2 protein-coding genes are annotated in these 24,167 nt (G+C 46.5%); both read left to right on the top strand.

What is annotated here, in order from left to right; genetic code table 11:
• The first annotated feature begins 8 nt into the window (after positions 1–8).
• The gene (locus NSQ37_RS16000) at positions 9–16,097 is read left to right on the top strand and encodes a non-ribosomal peptide synthase/polyketide synthase (protein ID WP_341124124.1); all 16,089 of its coding nucleotides are present in this window, start codon (positions 9–11) and stop codon (positions 16,095–16,097) included.
• A gap of 88 nt (positions 16,098–16,185) precedes the next feature.
• Positions 16,186–24,042 carry a non-ribosomal peptide synthetase gene (locus tag NSQ37_RS15995; RefSeq protein WP_122504040.1) on the top strand — a complete coding sequence of 2,619 codons (7,857 nt, stop codon included), beginning with the start codon at positions 16,186–16,188 and terminating at the stop codon, positions 24,040–24,042.
• Positions 24,043–24,167 lie beyond the last annotated feature (125 nt).

Here is a 24,167-nt window from a genome sequence, read left to right as displayed (position 1 = left end):
GTGCTCCAATGTCGGTATTTAAAACTCAAGAAACGTACTGGGAAAACCTGTTTGATGAAGAAGACGGCCTAAGCGCATTCCCTTACTTTAAAGCAGCGGATAAAGCGTCGTTGGCCCGTACCGGCTACCAGGAAAAATGCATCTGCCGTTCCTTATCTCCGGAAGTATCTCAAAGAATCATGACAATGGCGAATCATTCCGATATGGCGGCCTATCTGATTTTATTGGCGGGTATTGAATGTTTGTTATATAAATATACGGATCGAACGAGCCTGATTCTTGGCATTCCAACGGTATCGAAGCAAAAAACCGGCCAGTCAGCCGTTAACAACATTGTCCTCTTAAAAAATACGCTTTCAAACGAGAGCACATTTAAAACCGTATTCGGGCAGCTGAAAGAAGCCGTTAATGATTCTCTGAAAAATCAAAACCTGCCGTTTAGAAAAATGGCCCGGCATCTGAGCGTGCAATACAATGACGAGCATATGCCTTTGATTCATACCGTCGTTTCGCTTAACGAAATTCATTCCTTGCAATGTAAAGAAGATACTGCAACCGATACGCTGTTTCACTTTGATTTGGAGAACAACGGGATTCATTTGAAGCTTTTTTATAACGGCAATCTGTACGATGAGCGCTATATCAATCAAATTGTATCCCATTTGGATCAGCTGCTGTCTGTGATCCTGTTTCAGCCTCAAGCCGCGATCCATACGGCAGAGATCTTACCGGAAGCGGAAAAACAGAAGCTATTGTTTGATTTTAACGACACCGTCAGAGATTTCTCCGGGAGCAGAACAGTCTATCAATTATTTGAAGAGCAGGCGGAAAGAACGCCTGAGCATACGGCCGTCAAGTTTAAAAACGACCATTTGACGTACAGGGAACTGAATGAGAAGGCGAATCGTTTGGCAAGAACATTGCGTAATTGCGGGGTTCAACCCGATACGTTAGTCGCCATTCTCGCTGATCGTTCATTAGAGATGATCGTATCCATTATAGCTGTTTGGAAGGCAGGGGGCGCTTATGTGCCCCTGGATCCTGAATATCCAAAAGAGCGGCTTCAATATTTGCTTCATGATGCGGATGCAGACGTTCTCCTTGTTCAGCATCATTTAAAAAACAGCCTCGCCTTTGACGGCCCGGTGATTGATTTGAATGATGAAACATCATACCATGCCGATTGCTCATTGTTATCACCCGTAGCGGGACACAGCCATTTAGCCTATGTCATTTATACGTCGGGTACAACAGGAAAGCCGAAAGGGGTCATGGTTGAACACGGCGGCATTGTGAACTCGCTTCAGTGGAAGAAGGCGTTTTTCAAGCATTCTCCGGCGGATCGCGTGCTTGTCTTGTACCCGTATGTTTTTGATGCGTTCATTTTAAATTTCTTCGGCCCGCTCATCTCAGGAGCAACTTTGCACCTTTTGCCTAATGAAGAGAATAAAGAAACTTTCGCCATTCAAAATGCCATAAAACAAGAAAGAATTACCCATTTTTCAACTTCCCCCCGTCTTCTGAAAACGATGATCGAACAGATGAACAGAGAGGATTTCATCCATGTTCAGCATGTTGTTGTAGGCGGTGAGCAGCTGGAAACAGATACAGTTGAGAAGCTGCATTCTCTGCAGCCTCGCATTCGGATCAATAATGAATACGGACCGACAGAAAACAGCGTGGTATCTACATTTCACCCTGTTCAGTCCGCTGATGAACAGATCACAATCGGCAGCCCGGTGGCCAACCATCAAGCTTATATTTTAGGAGCGCACCATCAAATCCAGCCGATCGGCGTACCGGGAGAGCTGTATGTCGGAGGAGCGGGAGTGGCCCGCGGCTACCTCAATCGGCCTGAATTGACGGAGGAAAAATTTGTGGAGCATCTGCATGTCCCTGGTCAAAAGATGTATAAAACGGGGGATCTCGCCAGATGGCTGCCGGATGGAAGAATCGAATATTTAGGGCGGATTGATCATCAAGTGAAAATTCGCGGCTACCGGATTGAGATCGGCGAGGTAGAGGCAGCCATGTTCAATCTGGAAAACGTTCGTGAAGCCGCAGTCGTCGCGCGGGAAGACGCAGACGGGGCCAAACAATTGTATGCCTATTATGTCGGCGAGCCTTCTTTGACCGCTGCGCAGTTCAGAGAAGAATTATCCCGGGAACTGCCGAATTATATGATTCCCTCCCGCTTTATCCCATTGGAACGCATTCCGCTCACTTCCAATGGGAAGATTGATCTGAAAGCTTTGCCTGCTGCTGACGAAAATACGCGGGCGGAAAACGAATACATAGCCCCGCGGAACACAATAGAAGAACTGCTGGCGTCTATCTGGCAAGAAGTATTAGGGGCAGAACGTATAGGAATTTTGGATAATTTCTTTGATTTTGGCGGAGATTCGATTAAATCAATTCAGGTGTCATCCAGATTGTATCAAGCCGGATACAAGGTTGATATGAAGCATTTGTTTAAACACCCCTCGATTGCTGAACTTAGTCAGTTTGTAGCACCGGTCAGCAGGGTGGCTGATCAAGGAGAAGTGAATGGCGGAACCAAGCTGACCCCGATACAGCATTGGTTTTTTGAGCAAAAAATGCCGCATGCACACCATTACAATCAGGCCGTCATGTTATATTCGAAGGAAGGCTTTAAAGAGGGCCCGCTTCGCCGGACGATGGAACGGATCGCGTCGCATCACGATGCCTTGAGGATGATTTTTGAAAAAACGCCGGATGGATACGCTCCGCGAATTACAGGAACAGATGAAAGTGAACTATTCCATCTGGAAGTGATGAATTATAAAGGGGAAACCGATCCGGCTCAAGCGATTGCCGATAAAGCGAATGAGATTCAAAGCAGCATGGTATTAGACAAAGGGCCATTGATGAAGCTCGGTTTGTTCCAATGTCCGGACGGAGATCATTTGCTGATTGCAATTCATCATTTGCTGATTGACGGTGTATCCTGGCGTATTTTGCTCGAAGATTTTGCAAGCGGTTATGAGCAGGCAGAACGCGGACAAACGATCCAGCTCCCGCAAAAAACAGACTCGTTTCCATCCTGGGCCGATCAATTGTCCAAATATGCGGCGGAAACCGATATGGAAGAGGAGATTGCGTATTGGACTGAGCTTTCAAGTATAAAGCCTCAGCCATTGCCTAAGGACACTATCAGCGAAGGATCGTTATTAAGAGACAGCGAAGAAGTGACGATTCAATGGACAAAAGAGGAAACGGAGCAATTATTAAAACAAGCGAACCGCGCCTACAACACGGATATCAACGATCTGCTGCTGACTTCGTTAGGGCTGGCTGTTCACAAGTGGACAGGCACGGAAGACATTGTCGTGAATTTGGAAGGCCACGGGAGAGAACCGATTATTCCGGATGCTGACATTTCCCGCACGATAGGATGGTTCACAAGCCAGTACCCTGTTGTCCTGAGGATGGAAGCCGGAAAAAACCTGTCGCAGCGGATCAAGATCGTAAAAGAAGGGCTGCGCCGTATCCCTGACAAAGGAATGAATTACAGCATCATCAAATATATATCCGGGCACTCGGAAGCCGACAGCCTGCAGCTGAATCCGGAGATATCGTTTAACTATTTGGGACAATTTGACCAAGACCTGAAGCATCAGGCTTTGCGCATCTCGCCTTTTTCCACAGGGTTATCAATGAACGAAAACCAAGAGAGAACGGCCGTGCTTGATTTGAATGGCATGATTGCCGAAGGGACATTATCACTGACACTGAGCTACAGCAGCAAACAATACGAAAGATCTACTATGGCGCAATTTGCCCGGGGGTTGAAAGAAAGTCTGCAAGAAGTCATTGCGCATTGCGTAAGCCGGCAGCAGACTTCTCTCACACCAAGTGACATCCTGTTAAAAGACATCTCAATCGACGAACTGGAACAGCTTTTGGAGCAGACGCGTGAATTAGGCGAAGCGGAAAATATTTATCCATTAACGCCGATGCAGAAGGGCATGCTGTTTCACAGCTTATTTGATCCGAATTCTGGTGCTTATTTTCAGCAAACGATGTTTGATCTGCATGGAGATCTGGAAATTGATTCATTTTCAAAAAGCTTGGACGGCTTATCGCAAAAATATGATATTTTCCGCACGAATTTTTACAGAGGCTGGAAAGATCAGCCGCTCCAAATCATATTCAAAACGAAAAAAATCGGTTTTCAATTCAATGACTTACGAGAGATGAAGGAATCACAAAAAGAAGCGATGATTCAGCAGTATGCCAGAGAAGATAAGATGCGGGGGTTCGACTTAGAAAAAGGCGCGTTAATGCGGTTATTCATCCTTCGTACGGATGAAAAAACATACCGTTTTATCTGGAGTTTCCACCATATTTTGATGGACGGCTGGTGTCTGCCGCTGATTACAAAAGAAATTTTCGAGAATTACTTTGCTTTGCTTCAGCAAAAGCAGCCTGAACAATCGTCAATTACTCCGTACAGTCAATATATTGAATGGCTCGGCCGGCAAGATGCGAAAGAGGCCACGGCTTATTGGGATCAGTACTTGGAGGGATATGAGGAGCAAACCGGCCTTCCTAAGGATCACCATGCAGCGGAAGACGGACGATACGTTCCTGAAAAAGTGACGTGTGACATAAGCTCCGATCTCACTTCGAAAATGAAGCGGACGGCAGGCAAGCATCATGTCACCCTGAACACGCTGCTGCAGACGGCATGGGCGGTTTTGCTGCAGAAATATAATCGCAGCCGGGACGTTGTGTTTGGAAGTGTTGTATCCGGAAGACCTGCTGGAATTCCAAACGTGGAAACCATGATCGGCTTATTCATTAACACCATTCCCGTCCGGTTCCGATGTGAAGCCGGGACAACGTTTGCTGAGCTTATGAAAGAGGCGCAGGAAAGGGCTGTAGCGTCTCAACAATTTGAGACACACCCGCTGTACGATATTCAAGCGCGTACAACGCAAAAGCAAGATTTAATTACACATTTAATGATATTCGAAAATTATCCGGTTGATCAGTATATGGAAAGTATAGGCCGCCAAAACGGAACATCCATCACGATTTCCAACGTACAAATGGAAGAACAGACCAACTACGATTTTAATTTGACCGTTATACCGGGCGACGAGATGAACATCTCTTTTGAATACAATGCAAATGTGTATGATCGGGCAAGCATAGAGCGGGTTCGGGAACATTTCATGCAAATCCTGCATCAAGTCGTGACAGATGCGGATATCCGGGTGGATCAAGCGGAATTGTTAACGGAAGGCGAAAGAAGAACCCTTCTGCAGACGCTTAACGACACGGCCGCGCCGTTTCCGCAGACGCCGGTTCATCAATTATTTGAAGAGCAATCGCAGCGTACGCCCGATCAAGCAGCCGTCATTGATAAGGACAGGCAGCTCACGTACGGAGAGCTCAATAAGCGGGCCAACCGCCTGGCGCGAACGTTAAGAGCGAAAGGAGTGCAGACGGATCAGCCTGTAGCCATCATCACAAGAAACAGCATCGAATCGGTGGTCGGAATCCTTGCCGTTTTAAAATCAGGCGGAGCCTATGTCCCTATAGATCCGGAATATCCGCAAGACCGCATCCGGTATATGCTGGATGACTCCCAAGCCGGAATCGTTTTAATGCAGCGGGACGTCAGGAAACAGCTTGCCTATGAAGGCGTCACGGTTTTACTTGATGATGAAAGTTCTTATCACCAAGATGGCTCTGACCTTGCTCCGATAAATGATGCGAGCCATTTGGCATATGTCATTTATACGTCAGGTTCCACAGGCCGGCCAAAAGGCGTACTAATCGAGCACCGAGGCTTGACCAATTATATTTGGTGGGCGAAAGAGGTTTATGTAAAAGGCGAGAAAGCCAACTTCCCATTGTATTCGTCAATTTCTTTTGATCTGACGGTGACTTCTATTTTCACGCCGCTTGTCACAGGAAATGCAATCATCGTCTATGACGGAGAGGATAAAACAGCTCTGCTTGAATCGATTGTGCGGGACCCGAGGGTGGATATCATTAAATTGACCCCGGCCCATTTGCAGGTTTTGAAAGAAATGAACATTGCCGATCAAACGGCTGTCAGAAGAATGATTGTGGGCGGGGAAAACTTAAGCACCCGGTTAGCCCGCAGCATTCATGAACAGTTCGAAGGCCGGATTGAAATATGCAATGAGTACGGACCGACGGAAACTGTTGTCGGCTGCATGATTTACCGTTACGATGCCGCAAAGGACAGACGGGAATCGGTACCGATCGGAACCGCTGCGGCAAACACGAGCATTTACGTTCTTGATGAGAATATGAAACCCGCGCCGATCGGTGTCCCGGGAGAGATCTATATCAGCGGCGCCGGTGTGGCAAGAGGATATTTGAACCGTCCCGAATTAACGGCAGAGAAATTTGTCGATGACCCGTTTGAACCCGGAGCGAAGATGTATAAGACCGGAGATTTGGCGAAGTGGCTGGCGGACGGAAACATTGAATATGCGGGCAGAATAGATGAACAAGTGAAAATCAGAGGCTATCGTATCGAATTAGGCGAGATCGAGGCGGCACTGCTTCAAGAAGAAGCGATCAAGGAAGCTGTCGTTACAGCCAGAGAGGACGTCCACGGGTTTAAACAATTGTGTGCATATTACGTAAGCGGCGGGCAAACAACGGCAGCCCGGCTCCGGAAACAATTGTCTCAAACCCTTGCAAGTTATATGGTTCCGGCTTTTTTTATTGAGCTTGATGAAATGCCTTTAACTTCTAACGGAAAAATAAACAGAAAAGGGCTGCCGGCTCCGGATTTCGAACTGCAGGACAGAGCAGAGTATAAAGCTCCCCGAACAAAAGCGGAAGAAATATTAGTTTCTGCCTGGGAATCGGTATTAGGCGCTGAAAACGTCAGTATTCTTGATAATTTCTTTGACCTTGGCGGAGATTCCATTAAATCCATTCAAGTATCCTCCAGATTAAATCAGCAAGGATACAAAATGGAAATCAAAGACTTGTTTCAATATGCAACAATTGCAGAATTGAGTCCGCATATCAAGCAGAATCTGCGTATAGCCGATCAAGGTGAGGTCAAAGGAAAAGTCAGCCTGACTCCTATTCAGCATTGGTTTTTCGAACAAACAACAACAGATCAGCATTATTACAATCAAGCCGTCATGCTGCATGCGCCGGAAGGTTTTCAGGAAACGCAGCTTCGTCAAACCCTGCAAAAGCTTGCTGAACATCACGATGCGCTCCGCATGACGTTCCGGACTACGGAAAATGGCTGTGAGGCACAGAATGAAGAAATCGCCCAAAGCGGACTGTACCGCTTAGAAGTCCTGAATCTGAAAGAAGATTCCGATCCGGGGCGTACAATTGAAGCCAAGGCTGATGAGATACAAAGCAGTATGCGTTTAAGTGATGGGCCGTTAATGAAAGCCGGGTTGTTTCAATGCGCAAATGGAGATCATTTGCTCATTGCCATCCATCATTTGCTGATTGACGGAGTATCCTGGCGTATTTTACTCGAAGATTTTGCAAGCGGATATGAGCAGGCAGAACGCGGACAAACGATCCAGTTCCCGCAAAAAACAGACTCTTTCCAATTATGGGCTAAGAGACTGTCAGAATATGCGCAAAGTGAAACCATAAAACAAGAACAGGAATATTGGACAAAAATCGAACAAACCGAAGTCAAACCGCTGCCTAAAGATTTTCATGAAACCCATACAACTGCAAAAGACAGCGAAACAGCAGCTGTGGAATGGACGAAAGAGGAAACGGAGCTCTTATTAAAACAAGCGAATCGCGCTTATCACACGGAAATAAACGATTTGCTTTTAACTTCTCTGGGTCTTTCCATATCGCATTGGTCAGGACTGGAACAAATTCCGATTCATTTAGAGGGACACGGCCGAGAACAGATTATACAAGATATAGATATCTCCCGCACGGTCGGGTGGTTTACAAGTCTGTATCCGGTTGTGCTGCACGCGCAGCCGGGCAAAGAAATCTCTGATTATATCAAGACGACCAAAGAAGGATTGCGTCAAATTCCGCATAAAGGGATCGGATATGGAATAGCGAGGTACTTAAGCGGCGGAATGCCATCGAAACTAAATCCCGAGATCAGCTTTAACTACCTGGGACAGTTTGACCAAGATTTACAGCAGCATGGGGTTCAGTTATCTTCTTATTCTTGCGGTTCAGACTCAAGCGGAAATCAAGAAAGACCGTATGTATTGAATATAAACGGAATGATCACCGAGGGCCGGCTGAAGCTTACGATCAGCTACAGCAGCAAACAGTACGCAAAAGAAACGATCATGCGGTTATCGGAAACGATTCAAAGCCGCCTGCGGACCATCATTACGCATTGCGTTCATAAAGAACAATCGGAACTGACGCCAAGCGATATTTTGTTAAAAGGCATGTCCATTGACGAATTGGATCAGCTCCTCATTCAACTGCCGCATGCAGGTGAGGTTGAAAACGTGTATCCGCTCACTCCGATGCAGAAAGGAATGCTCTTCCACAGCCTGCTGGACGAGGCCTCAAGTTCTTATTTTGAACAAGCATCGTTCGATTTGCAGGGAGAGTTAAAGATTGATTGGTTTAAAGCAAGCCTTGAACGATTATTTGAAACATACGCCGTGCTCAGAACCCGTTTTTACAGCGGCTGGAACGATACTCCTTTACAAATTGTCTATAAAACGCAAACACCGCAAATTCATTTTGCAGATTTGCGTGATAGAGAGGAGCACCTGAGAGAGGATGCAATCGCAGCCTATCAAAGAGAAGACAAGGCAAAAGGATTTGACTTGGCTCGGGATCCGTTGATGCGCATAGCGATTTTCCGTATGGAAGACCGCAAATATCATTTGATTTGGAGCTTCCATCATATTGTGATGGATGGCTGGTGCCTGTCTCTTATCACGAAGGAAGTGTTTGATCATTATAGCGCCTTACAGGAAGGCAGGGAACCAGAACCGCCATCGGCAGCTCCTTACAGCGACTATATCGAGTGGCTTGACCGCCAAGATCAGGGAGCGGCAAAGCGGTACTGGAGCGGGTATCTTGAAGGATATAAAGGTGAAACCACGCTTCTTCATAAAATAGCGCAGCATGAACAAAAAGAATACGCTTATGCCAATGTGATCTGCCGATTTGATCACGAACAGACAAAACAATTACAGCAGATCGCAAATCAGCATCAGGTTACGTTAAATACGTTGATCCAAACGTTATGGGGAATTTTGTTACAGAAATACAGCGGGTCCGCAGACGTTGTCTTCGGCAGTGTCGTGTCGGGAAGGCCGGCGGAAATTCCTGATGTGGAACAGATGATCGGCCTGTTCATCAATACGATTCCGGTTCGCATCCGCTGCGATGAGGACAGCACTTTTGCTGATACGATGCAAATGGTTCAACAAAACGCGCTGGCTTCCCAATCGTACGATACCTATCCTTTATACGAAATTCAGGCCCAAACGGAACAAAAGCAAAACTTAATTGATCATATCATGATCTTTGAAAATTATCCGATAGGGCAGCAAGTCGAAGAGACGGGACATCATGGTACGGAGCTGAACATTACGAATTTTCATATGCAGGAACACTCCCACTATGATTTGAATGTGGTTGTCATACCTGGCAAACAGCTGGCCGTTCATTTCGGTTTTAATGAAAACGAATATGAAAAATCAGAAGTGGAGCGGCTCCGAGGTCATTTTGAAAAACTCATGCAGCAAGTATTGCGGCAGCCGTCTGTCAAAATAGAAGATTTGGAGCTTCTCTCTCAGCAAGAAAAAGAATATCTGCTCAGCCGCTTTCAGTCTAATGACATGCATTACCCGCGTGAAAAAACGATTCATGAGTTGTTCGAGGAACAGGCGCATCGTACTCCGGACAATACAGCGGTTGTATTCGAGGGTAAACAATTCACCTACGAAGAACTGAACCGGCGTGCCAATCAGCTTGCTCGAACCTTGCAGGCAAAAGGAGTGCAGGCGGATCAGCTTGTCGGCATTATGACTGAACGCTCGCTTGAGATGGTTGTAGGCATCTTGGGAGTTTTAAAAGCGGGCGGTGCATATTTGCCGATAGATCCTGATTCTCCGTCTGAACGCATCCGTTATATTTTAAATGATTCAAGCATCAGCGTATTGCTTTACTGCGGGAAGCTGCAGGATGACATCGGCTTCTTAGGAACATGTATCGATCTCATGGAGGAACATTTCTATCACGAAAAAGACAGCAGTCTTGCACTCTCTTATCAGTCCAGTCAACTGGCCTATGCCATTTATACTTCCGGCACGACAGGCAAGCCTAAAGGCACGTTAATTGAACATCGCCAGGTCATCCACCTGATAGAAGGGCTGAGCCGCCAAGTATACTCTGCCTATGATGCGGAGCTGAATATAGCCATGCTCGCTCCATATTATTTCGATGCTTCTGTTCAGCAAATGTATGCTTCCTTGCTGTCAGGCCATACCTTGTTTATTGTTCCGAAAGAGATAGTGTCAGACGGTGCTGCCTTATGCCGTTACTATCGGCAGCATTCGATTGACATCACTGACGGAACACCTGCCCACTTAAAGCTTTTGATAGCTGCAGGTGATTTGCAGGGAGTCACGCTTCAGCATCTTTTAATCGGAGGAGAGGCTCTTTCTAAAACGACGGTAAATAAGCTCAAGCAATTATTCGGCGAGCATGGCGCTGCGCCTGGGATTACTAATGTATATGGGCCTACGGAGACTTGCGTAGACGCGTCTCTGTTCAACATTGAATGTTCTTCCGATGCTTGGGCACGCAGCCAAAACTATGTCCCTATAGGCAAGCCGTTAGGCAGAAACCGAATGTACATTCTTGATTCAAAAAAACGGCTGCAGCCGAAGGGCGTCCAAGGCGAGCTGTATATTGCAGGGGACGGTGTCGGGCGGGGTTACTTGAACCTGCCGGAACTGACGGACGAAAAATTTGTTGCCGATCCGTTTGTACCGGAGGACCGAATGTACAGAACCGGTGATCTGGCCCGCCTTCTGCCGGATGGAAATATTGAATATATCGGCCGGATTGATCATCAGGTGAAAATTCAAGGTTTTCGGATTGAACTCGGTGAAATCGAATCGGTGATGCTGAACGTTCCTGATATTCAAGAAGCCGCCGCAGCTGCCCTTAAAGATGCAGATGATGAATATTACTTGTGCGGATACTTTGCAGCAGATAAGACAATACAGATCAGTGAACTTCGCGAAAGAATGGCCCGGCATTTACCCGGATATATGATCCCCGCTCATTTTGTGCAGCTGGATAAGATGCCGCTGACGCCAAACGGGAAGTTGAATCGCCAGTTATTGCCGGCTCCGGTCAAAAAGCGTGACAGCGGCATAGAGTACGTCCCGCCGCAAACTTCGGCAGAAATCCAGCTGACAGCAATTTGGGAGGATGTCCTTGGACTAGAGCAGGTGGGGATCAGAGATCACTTTTTTGAGATCGGCGGACACTCCCTGCGGGCAACGGCGCTGATTGCAAAAATACAAAAGCAAATGCATGTCCAAATTCCTTTGCGGGACGTCTTCCGTTTCCCAACCATTGAACAGCTCGCACGGACGATCACGAAGACGGAGCTGACCGGGTATGCCGCGATTCCTGCAATTGAAAAAAGACCTTATTATCCGGTATCCTCAGCACAAAAACGGTTGTACATCCTGAATCACTTGGAAGGCGGAGAACTCAGTTACAACATGCTGGGACTGATGACTGTGGAAGGAAAGCTTGATCGTGACAAGCTGCAGCAAGCCTTCCGCACGCTGATTTTGCGCCATGAATCTTTGCGCACCGGTTTTAAAATGGCTGACGGAGAACCTGTTCAGTATGTCTTGGATCACGCGGCGTTTGAAGCAGAGTGGTACCAAGGGGAAGAAGATGATGCGGACCTTTATATCCGCCAATTTATTCGTCCTTTTCACCTGGATGAGCCGCCGCTGCTTCGCGTAGGGATGTTTGAACTTCAACCTGACCGCGGAATTCTGATGTTTGATATGCACCACATTATTTCTGACGGAACATCCATGAGCGTATTGATCAAAGAATTTATCCGGATTTATGAAGGAGAGACATTACCGCCCCTGCGCATCCAGTACAAGGACTACGCGGTATGGCAGACCGGCGAAGCGAGATTACAGCAGATTCAAAAACAAGAAGCCTATTGGTTAGAGCTGTACAGCGGCGACGTTCCTGTCCTTCATCTGCCGGCCGATTATATCCGGCCGTCGGCACGGGATTTTGCGGGAGCCACAATGCATTTTACGCTTGATAAGCAAAAAAGCGACGGATTAAAGCAGCTGGCATCCCAAACTGAATCGACTTTATATATGGTGCTCCTTGCGTCTTATACATTATTGCTTTCAAAATACAGCGGCCAGGAAGACATTATTGTCGGCAGTCCTATAGCGGGAAGACCGCACGCCGATTTGGAACCGATTATCGGAATGTTTGTCAATACATTGGCGATGAGAAATTACCCTGAAAAAGGGAAGACGTTCTCTCAGTATCTGTCCGAAGTGAAGGAGAATGCATTAAAAGCTTATGAACATCAGGATTATCCGTTCGAAGCGCTGATCGATCAACTGAATATCGCCAGAGACTTGAGCCGCAATCCATTGTTTGACACCATGTTTGTGCTTCAAAACACGGAGCAGGAACAGTTAGAGATAAATGACGTCACTTTCAAACCATATCCAAACGGACATACGATGGCGAAATTTGATCTAACTTTAACTGCTGTGGAAGAAGGGGCGGGTATTCAGTTCACGCTGGAATACTTGACGGCTCTGTTTAAACCGGAAACGATCGAACGGATGATGGGGCATTTTGAACAGCTGGTTGATTCGATTATTAAACAGCCTGAGGCCGAGCTGGCTCGTTTAAATATGATGACCAAGGAAGAGGAAAGAGACATTCAGCAACTCTTTAACGATACTGCAGTTGCGGAAAAACGAATTCCGACAACGATTCATCAGCTTTTTGAGCAGCAGGCTGAGCGTAACCCGGATCATGAAGCCGTCATGTTTGGAAATCAGACGCTGACTTATCGTCAGCTGAATGAACGTTCCAATCAGCTGGCGCGCGTTCTTCAAGATAAGGGTGCCTGCACTGATCAGGTTGTTGCCGTTCTCACGGATCGCTCAGCACATATGATCATCGGCATTTTAGCCATATTAAAGGCCGGCGCAGCATTTCTCCCTATCGATCCGGAGCTTCCCGAAAAACGGCGGGCTTTTATGCTAAAAGACAGCGGTGCCGATGTGCTTTTGACTTGTGCAGGTCACGCTATTCCGCCGCTCTTTGAAGGAGAAGTGCTTCTGCTTGATGATCCGTTACTATATCAAGGCAGAACAGACAATCTTAATCTTTCCTGCTCGGAAAATGATTTAATGTATGTTATTTACACGTCAGGCACAACAGGGCAGCCGAAAGGCGTTCAGCTGGAGCACAAGACGATGACGAATCTGCTCGCTTATGAGCAGGATCATACGCAGCTTCGCTTTGACAGAGTGCTGCAATTTGCCGCAATGAGCTTTGATGTCTGCTATCAAGAAATGTTCTCCGCGCTTTCAAGCGGAGGAACACTCTTTATCATCGGCAATGAGGCAAAACGTGACATACGGCAGCTCAATGATTTTGTCAGAACGCACGGGATACAAACAGCATTTCTCCCGACAGCGTTCCTTAAGCTCCTTGCCTCAGAGAAACACTATTTCGAACCGTTTGCCGAGTGCGTGGATCACATCATCGCTGCGGGAGAACAGCTCATCGCAACAAGGATGCTGCGTGACATGCTGGCACGACACCAAGTCACATTGCATAATCATTACGGTCCGTCGGAGACGCATGTTGTGACCATGTATACCGTCGATCCTGATACAGATCAGGAGCTTCAGCCGATCGGAAAACCGATTTCAAATACGGAGATTTTCATTTTGAATGAAGCCGGAACGCTTCAGCCTGTCGGAATCGTCGGTGAACTTTGTATTTCAGGAGTGAGCCTGGCCAGAGGCTATCATAACAGGGAGTCTTTGACGCTCGAAACTTTTGTTCCGCACCCATATGACTCGAATCAACGGATGTATAAAACAGGCGATCTGGCTCGTTACCTTCCCGAGGGAAACATTGAATATGCGGGAAGGAGGGACCATCAAGTCAAAATCCGCGGTTATCGGGTTGAACTCGGTGAGGTGGAAGCCGCTCTTCTCAAGCACGTACAGGAAGCAGTTGTCCTAGCAAAAGAAAATACCGATGGCCAAAGCGATTTGTATGCCTATTTTACAGCAGAGCAATCACTCTCGATCAGTCAGCTTAAAGAAAAACTTGCTGGCCAAATACCGGGATATATGATCCCTTCATACTTCATCCAGCTGGAGAAACTGCCGCTAACCGGCAATGGAAAAGTAAATCGAAGATCATTACCGATGCCTAAAGCAGGTTTGCAAACGGGGACTGACTACGTTGCTCCGCGGACGAATATGGAAGAGCAGCTGATATGCATCTGGCAAGACGTTTTGAAGGTAAAAGAAATAGGTGTAAAAGATAACTTTTTCGATTTGGGCGGCCACTCGTTGCGGGGGATGACGCTCATCGCCAAAATTCATAAGCAATTCAGCAAAAACATTTCATTAAGAGAAGTCTTTCAATGTCCGACAGTTGAAGAAATGGCACAAGCTATTGCAGAAGCTGAAACCAACGGACCGGACTATATTCCGAAAGCCAAAGCAAAAGATGTCTATCCCGTATCGTCCGTGCAGAAGATGGTTTACCTGTCAACACAAATAGAAGGCGGAGAACTGAGCTACAATATGCCGGGAATTCTTACATTAGAAGGAAAACTCGACACGAATCGCTTGCAAACCGCTTTCCAAAGACTGATCCAGCGCCATGAATCGCTGCGTACCGGTTTTGAAATGGTCCGCGGAGAACCGGTGCAGGTGATCAAATCGCAAGTGGAGTTTTCGATGGAAAGATACAAAGCAACAGCCGACGAGGTTGAGGAATGTTTCCGGACCTTCGTGCGGCCGTTCGATCTCAGCCAAGCTCCATTACTCAGGGCCGGACTCATCGAGTTAGAACAAGACCTGCATATTTTCATGTTTGACATGCACCACATTATCACGGACGGCGCCTCCATGAATATTTTTGTCGAAGAACTGATTCAATTGTATGACGGCAAAGAGTTAGCTCCGCTCCGTATTCAGTACAAAGACTTTACGGAATGGAAACATCAAAAAGAACAAAGAGAACGAATCAAGAGCCAGGAAGAGTATTGTCTTGGTGTATTTCATGAAGAGCTCCCGTCATTCGAGCTGCCGAAAGATTTTGCGAGACCGCCGGTTAGAAGCTTTGATGGGAAAAGGCACAATTTTACGCTCGATAAGACTGTCACCCAAGGGATAAAGCAGCTGGAAGAATTGACCGGAACGACCGCTTACATGATTCTATTCTCGGCCTATTCCATACTGCTGGCAAAATACAGCGGTCAGGATGATATCGTTGTCGGTACACCTATTGCAGGGAGACCGCATGCGGATTTGGAACCCATTATCGGAATGTTTGTCAATACATTAGCCATCCGCACCGCTCCGATGGCGGAAAAGACATTTTTGGATTATATAACGGAAACGAAAGAAACCATGCTGAAGGCTTTTGAACATCAAGAGTATCCTTTTGAAGAATTAGTTGAAAAACTAGGTGTGAAACGGGACTTAAGCCGCAATCCATTGTTTGATACGATGTTTGTCCTGCAAAATACCGAACAAACAGATATTGAAGTGGACTCTCTCGCAGTCAGGCCTTATGAACAAACAGAGACGGCAGCCAAGTTTGATTTACAGCTGAACTTCTTAATAGACCAAGATGAGATTCAGGGCAGTTTTGATTACTGTACGAAACTGTTTAAAAAGAAAACCATTGCTGTATTGGCCAAGGATTACGTCATGATCCTTTCGGCGATTATGAGAAACCCATCCATTCCTTTAAAAGACATTCAATTAAGCGAAAAAGTAAACAAAAGTAAACATCTCGCAAGCACAATCGAATTGGATTTCTAATCACAGGGGCAGTGGCTGTCCCGGCATGAATGCCGCGGCTGCCGCCAGTCGCCTGAAAACAGGAATGAAACCAACTGGAGGGATATGAGTGTCAGAATTCAAACAACAGGAGTTGTTCTGGGGCCGAATGTTTCACACGGAAGACCGTCCTAGTGCATTCCCTTCGTTTCAAATGTCCGACTCAACAGTAAAGCGTGATATAACAAGTGGATCTGACTGTATTCACAGTTCATTGAGTGCGGATGTATCACGGCGCATCCTGACCATGACGAACCAAACGCCAATGGCCGTCTATCTGGTTCTCCTGATCGGAATTGAATCCCTTTTATACAAATACACGGGGGAAGAAGGCGTGATTACAGGGGTTCCAAGCTTTGAAGACGAAACTGATGAAGATCTTCGTTCAGACCAGCTCATGTTAATCAAACAGCATATCAATTCCGGCAGTACGTTTAAATCAATTTTCCATGAATTGAAACATACGCTGGACGAAGCGATCTTATATCAGGACGTTCCCTTTGATAAAATGGCCGGACAGCTGAGGCTGAACTACAATGCAAATCATTTGCCGATCATCGATACAGTCGTTTCGCTAGAGCAAATTCATCCTGATGGTTTCATAGAAACGGCTGCTGCAGATGCTTTATTCCAGTTTGCTATGGGTGAAGACTTGATTGACATAAAGTTATGTTTTAATGAACAAGTCTATGATCGTCAGTATATGATGCAGGTGCTCGGACATTTAAACCGGCTATTTTCTGTCATATTATTTCAGCCTGAGCTCCCCCTCGGTCAAGTGAATATTTTGCCAGAATCGGAGACACATTCACTTCTCGTTGACAATCAAACTGCGAAAACTGAATATCCGCGGGATAAGACGGTTTATCAGTTATTCGAAGAACAGATGAAACGAACACCGGATCAAGCAGCCGTTATTTACGGAGAAAAGCAATTCACATATCGTCAGCTCAATGAACGTGCCAATCAATTAGCCCGAACGTTAAGGAAAAAGGGGGTAAAGACGGATCGGCTCACTGCGATTATCTGCGAACATGAGATCGAACTGGTCGTGGGAATACTGGCCGTTTTAAAAGCGGGAGGGGCCTATGTGCCAATTGATCCGGATTATCCGAAGCATCGCATACAGTATATAGTAGAAGACTCCCAAGCTGATATCGTCCTGACGCAGAGCCATCTTCAAAAACAGTTGGAACTTGCGGGCACAATGGTTTTCCTCGATCAGGAAAGCTCTTACCACGAAGACGGCTCTTACCTGGAACCGATCAGCAGTACGAAGGATTTGGCCTATGTCATTTATACGTCAGGCTCCACAGGCAAGCCTAAAGGAGTGGCAATTGAGCATCAGGGCTTAACCAATTATATTTGGTGGGCCCGCCGAGTCTATGTCAAAGGGGAAAAAACCAACTTTCCCCTATATTCGTCCATCGCTTTTGATCTGACGATAACATCTGTTTTTACTCCGCTCATTACAGGAAATGCCATTATTGTCTACGGAGGAGAAAATAGTACTGCCTTGCTTGATTCCATTATTCAGGATTCAAGGGCGGATATTATCAAGCTGACCCCGGCGCACTTGCAGTTATTGAAAGAGATAGATATCCCTGCTGAGTGCACCATTCGGAAATTCATTGTCGGCGGTGACAATTTAAGCACGCGGCTCGCCCGTAGCATCAGCGGGAAATTCGGCGGAAAAATCGAAATTTTTAACGAATACGGGCCTACAGAGACAGTCGTCGGCTGTATGATTTATTCCTTTGATCCGCAAAACGACAGACGGGAATCAGTGCCGATCGGAACCGCCGCGGACAACATGAACATTTTCGTGCTGGATAAGAGCATGAAGCCGGTGCCGGCCGGCGTCCCGGGAGAAATATATATCAGCGGGGACGGCATCGCCAGAGGATACTTGAACAGAGCGGAATTAACGGCGGAAAGATTTTTGCAGCACCCCTTTGTACCAGAGGTGAAAATGTACCGGACGGGAGACTTAGCAAGGCGGCTGCCGGACGGAAATATCGAATATTTAGGCCGGATCGACCACCAGGTGAAAATCCGCGGTTACCGCATTGAAATCGGGGAAGTCGAATCCGCATTTTTCCAAATACCGCCGATTCAAGAAGCTCTCGTTACGGCACAAGAAACCAACGGGGAAACATCCTTGTGCGCCTATTATACCGCACAGCATTCTTTAACCGCAGGCGAAATTCGGGAGCACCTGTCCCGGCAGCTTCCGTCCTATATGATCCCTGCTTATTTTGTACAGCTGGCAGCGATGCCGCTTACTTCCAACGGAAAAATAGATCGTCAGGCGCTGCCTGCTCCAACGGGAAATCTCACCGGCAATCCTTATACAGCTCCGCGGACAGAACTGGAAAAAATACTGGCCGGGGTGTGGGAATCGGTATTAGGCGCAGAACAGGTCGGAATCGATGACCATTTCTTTGAGCTGGGAGGAGATTCGATTAAGTCGATTCAGGTAACCTCAAGCTTATATCAAGCCGGGTATAAGCTTGACATCAAACACTTGTTCAAACACCCGACGATCTCCGGGCTTGCTCCTTTTATTAAGCCCGTTACCCGAATCGCAGAACAAGGGGAAATCAAAGGCCGTACTTTATTGACGCCGATTCAGCATTGGTTTTTCGCCCGGCAATACCCTGATCCGCACCATTATAATCAATCTGTCATGCTTTATTTTAAAGAGGGGTTGGACGAATCGAAGCTTCAGAAAGTCATGAAGAAGATTGCCGAGCATCACGATGCTTTGCGCATGGTCTATGTTCAGGGAGATCATGAATACGAAGCCAGAACCTGCGGGATCAGTGAAGGAGAATTATTCAGCCTCGACGTATTCTCTTTACTCGAAGAAAACAACCTTGCCGAAACGATAGAAATGATAGCCAATGACATTCAGCAATCCATCCATTTAGCCGATGGTCCGCTCATGAAACTGGGATTGTTTCAATGTCAGGATGGCGATCATTTGCTGATTGCGATTCATCATCTGGTTGTAGATGGCGTATCGTGGAGGATTTTACTTGAGGATATAACGTCAACTTATGAGCAGCTCCAAAACGGAGAAGCGATCACGCTCCCTAAGAAGACGGATTCCTATCTGTTATGGGCTGAACGATTGAAACGTTATGCAGAAAGCCCGGAATTTGAAGCGAAAAATCAATATTGGCTTGAGCAGAAACATATCTCGCAACACAAATTGCCAAAGGATAATGAGCAGGAGACCGGTCTGGCCGAAGACCAGGAAACGATCATCGTCCAATGGACAGAGGAAGAAACCGAGCGTTTATTAAAAAAATCGAACCGTGCCTATACGACTGACATTAATGATTTATTGCTGACCGGACTCGGAATGGCTGTTCATCGCTGGACGGGGCATGAAGAAATTCATGTTCATCTGGAAGGACACGGCAGGGAATCTGTTTTTCAAGACGTTGATATTTCACGTACGGTGGGCTGGTTCACAACCCAATACCCGGTTTCTCTTCAAATCCAGGCGGACCGGGACATCTCCCAGCGGATTAGGACGGTGAAAGAACAGCTGCGTCAGATTCCCCAAAAAGGAATAGGATATGGCCTGATGAAATATTTGTCCGATCATCCGAAGGCATCAGAATGGACCGGACATCCGGAAATCAGCTTCAATTACCTCGGACAATTTGATCAAGATTTCGAAAATGGAGGAATCGAGGTATCTCCTTACTCCGGAGGGAAAATTGCGAGCGACAGGCACCCCATTGCCTATACGCTTGACATTAACGGCATGATCTCAGACGGTCGGCTGTCATTGGCCATCAGTTACAGCGGTAAACAATATCGAAGAGAAACAATGGAAACATGTGCAGCTCTCTTAAAGAACAGCCTAAAAGAAGTCATCGAACATTGCGCAGCTCAAGAACACATTCACCTGACGCCAAGCGATATTTCGCTGAAGGACATAACAATCGAGGAATTAGATCAATTTGTTAAGCAAACACAGCATATCGGCGACATTGAAAATATATATCCTTTAACTCCCATGCAGAAAGGTATGCTGTTCCATAGTTTAATCGATTCGGCTTCCAGAGCTTACTTTGAACAAGCCGCTTTTGACCTCAAAGGCGACTTGGATATTGAGGCATTTACAATGAGTTTGTCGCAGCTGGCGGAAAGACACGAGATTCTCCGGACTCATTTTTATACGGAATGGAAAGATCAGCCTTTACAGATCGTATTCCAAAAAAAACCGATCGAAATAACTGTTGAAGATATTCGAAGCATGAAGAATAAACAACGAAACGAGTTCATTGCCGGCTTTGTACAAAAAGATAAGGCAAGAGGATTCGACCTTACCCAAGATGCGTTAATGCGCGTATCAATCCTTCGTACAGAGGACGACCAAGTCCGATTGATATGGAGCTTCCATCATATTTTAATGGATGGCTGGTGTCTGCCTCTTATTACGAAAGAAGTGTTTGAAACCTATTATGAGCTTCTTGAGAGAAGACAACCGGAGCGGGAAGCCGTCACCCCGTACAGCCGATATATCGAATGGCTGGAAGACCAGGATCATCAGAACGCTTTGGCCTATTGGCAAAAATATTTGGACGGTTATGAAGGACAAACCGTTTTACTGAAAGAACCTGTCTCAAACCAAGCCAAGAAATATCAAAAACAAAGGCTTGCATGCCGGCTCGGAAAGCAGCTGTCAGAAGAAATCAGACAGACTGCAAGCAAGCATCACGTCACCGTGAATACATTCATTCAAAGTGCGTGGGGGCTATTGCTGCAAAGATACAACAACAGTCAGGATGTCGTTTTCGGGTCGGTTGTATCCGGACGCCCGGCAGAAATTCCGGGTATTGAATCCATGGTCGGCTTATTTATCAACACCATTCCCGTACGTATTACCGCTCAGCCTGGAATGACTGTGGAACAAGTGTTGAAAATGAGCCAGGAGCAGGCATTGGCTTCTCAGGCGTATGATACATTTCCGTTGTATGAAATTCAGGCTCAAACCGAACAAAAGCAGCAGCTGATCAGTCATATCATGGTATTTGAAAATTATCCGGTCGAGAAACAAATGGAGCATATGAAACCGAATCGTGACGCGCTGGACATTATCAATTTCCATATGGAAGAGCATACCCATTACGATTTCAATTTCATTGTCATGCCGGCTGGAGAAATCGACATTCATTTTGTATACAATAGCAACGTCTATGATCATGCAAGTATCAAGCGGATGGAAGAGCATTTTATGCAAATCATTAAGCAGATGGTGAACAGTCAGGCGATTCGCGTCCAAGACTTGGATATACTTACGGGAGATGAACGTTCGCTCCTTATAGAGGCATTTAATGATACGGAAGCAGATTATCCAAAGGAAAAGACGCTTCATCAATTGTTTGAGGAACAAGCACAGCGTACGCCTGATCAAACGGCTGTCGTATACGGGGAAAGCCAGCTGACATACCGGGAACTGAATGAAAGAGCGAATCAACTTGCCCGGACATTGCAATCAGAAGGCGTGCAGCCGGATCAGCCGGTCGGGATTATGGCCGAACGTTCCTTGGAAATGATCGTAGGACTCTTCGGAATCTTAAAAGCCGGCGGCGCGTATGTGCCGATCGACCCGAGCTATCCGGTAGAACGGATTCACTATATATTGGAGGATTCGGATACGAAGCTGTTGTTAGCACAGAGTCACTTGAGGAAAAGCGTGCCTTTTACGGGAAAAGTGCTTGACCTGGAAGATCCGCGATTCTCTTGGGAAGATGGTTCAAACTTGAAACAGACGGCCGGACCGAATCACTTAGCTTATGTTATCTATACTTCGGGATCAACAGGCCGACCGAAAGGGGTTATGGTGGAACACCGATCCGTAATCAACCGTCTCGTTTGGATGCAGGAACATTACCCGCTGGATAAGCAGGATGTCATTCTGCAAAAAACCCCAATCACCTTTGATGTATCGGTGTGGGAATTGTTCTGGTGGTCGATGACTGGTTCTAAAGCGGTATTGCTGTCAAACGGAGGAGAAAAGAACCCTGACGTCATTTTAGATACGATTGCGCAGAAAAATGTCACCATTATGCATTTTGTGCCTGCGATGCTGCATGCTTTTCTTGAGTCCATGGAGCAGAAATCCGACGAGGAATTAAAGAGAAAGCTGGCGTCATTAAAATATGTATTTGCAAGCGGCGAGGCTTTGACGCCTGCGCACGTTGCCGGGTTTCATCGCATGATCACACCGGCGGGCGAGGCTCAAATCATTAATTTATACGGACCGACCGAAGCGACGATCGATGTATCGTATTTTGAATGTGAAGCGGGAGAAACGCTTAACTCCGTTCCGATAGGTAAACCGATTTCCAACATTCAATTGTACATCGTACAGCCCGGATCGGAATATTTCCAGCCGCTCGGTGTGGCAGGAGAGCTGTGTATCGCCGGAGACGGGCTCGCTCGGGGCTATTTGAACCGTCCGGAGCTGACAGCTGAGAAGTTTGCAGCTCACCCATTTGAAGCAGGGAAGCGGATGTACCGGACAGGCGACTTGGCAAGATGGCTGCCGGACGGAAATATCGAGTATTTGGGACGAATTGATCATCAAGTGAAAATCCGAGGCTACCGGATAGAACTCGGCGAGATTGAAGCATCTTTATTACAACTCGATGCTGTCAAAGAAGCGGTCGTCATCGCGATTGAAAAAGAGGGCTCAAAGCAGCTGTGTGCTTACTTGTCAGGAGACGAGTCATTAAATACGGCGCAGCTGAAGCGTCATTTGCTGAACAAACTGCCTGCGTATATGATTCCGGCTTATTTTGTACAAGTAGAGAAGATGCCGATAACTGCTAATGGAAAAATCGATCGAAAAGCTTTGCCGGCTCCTGAGGGAAATAGGCTTACCGGAACCGAATACACAGCGCCAGGAACGTTAATTGAAAAGCAGCTGGCCGATATATGGAAGGATATTTTAGCTCTGCCTGACCCCGGGATTAAAGATCACTTCTTTGACGTTGGCGGCCATTCACTTAAAGTATTGCAGCTCATTCATCAAATTAACGCCGGTATGGGACTCAACATGCATTATCAAGCCGTATACGATTTTCCTACCATCGAAACAATGGCACGCGCCATTCAAGCGGCAGTTTTCGAATCCGAGACGGATCATAACGTATTCGTCAAGCTGAACCAGGAAGATTCAATCCCTGTGTTCTGTTTCCCGCCTTTAATCGGATATGGACTCGTTTATAATGAAATGGCGAAAAGACTTGACGGCGTCAGCACCGTCTATGCTGCTGATTTCTTAGAAGAGCCGTCTCATGAGAAAGAAATCGTTGACCGATATGCAGAAAGCATGATACGCATTCAGGAACAAGGGCCTTTTGTTTTGCTTGGTTACTCTTCGGGATCGAATTTGGCTTTTGAGGCTGCCAAAGCTTTGGAGAAGCGAGGCCGCACCGTATCTGATGTGATTATGCTGGATTCTAAAATAACCACTTCTGTAACTCATTTATCGGAAGAGGAAATCGAAGAGATCGTCCATCTGAATATGGACATTATTCCGGACTATTACAGAGAAATATTAACCATTCCTTCGATTAAGGATAAAATCAGAGGCTATCTTGCGTACCACAATGAAGTGATCAATTCCGGCGCCGTTAACGCCAACATCCATCATTTGCTATGCGGCGATGTAACCGATGATAGGGGCTGGACACAATCAACAGCACAGCATTATCTTGAGTACAAATTAAAAGGAGATCACGTGACGATCTTTGAACCTCACAATATCGAAGAAAATGCGGAAGCCATTCGATCTATTATTAAACGGATTGAAGAACGGCATCATCACGGACTTGTTCTTGAAGAACAACTGTCAATGGGATCATTTGCGGGAAATACGAAGTTTGACAACATGTAAATGATCCAGTGTAAAATGCCGCTGGATGACAGTCAGCGGCGTTTTTATTAAAAAGGCGAGAGTCATACTCCTGTGTTCGCAAGGCTTACTCCAGAGCCGTTCTCCATGACCAGTTGTCATCAAAT

Origin of the sequence: Bacillus sp. FSL P4-0334 (assembly GCF_038004825.1) — a bacterium.
Classification (GTDB): Bacteria; Bacillota; Bacilli; order Bacillales; family Bacillaceae; genus Bacillus; species Bacillus velezensis.
Note: the sequence above shows the minus strand (reverse complement) of the source record. Positions and strands in the feature narration are given on the sequence as shown.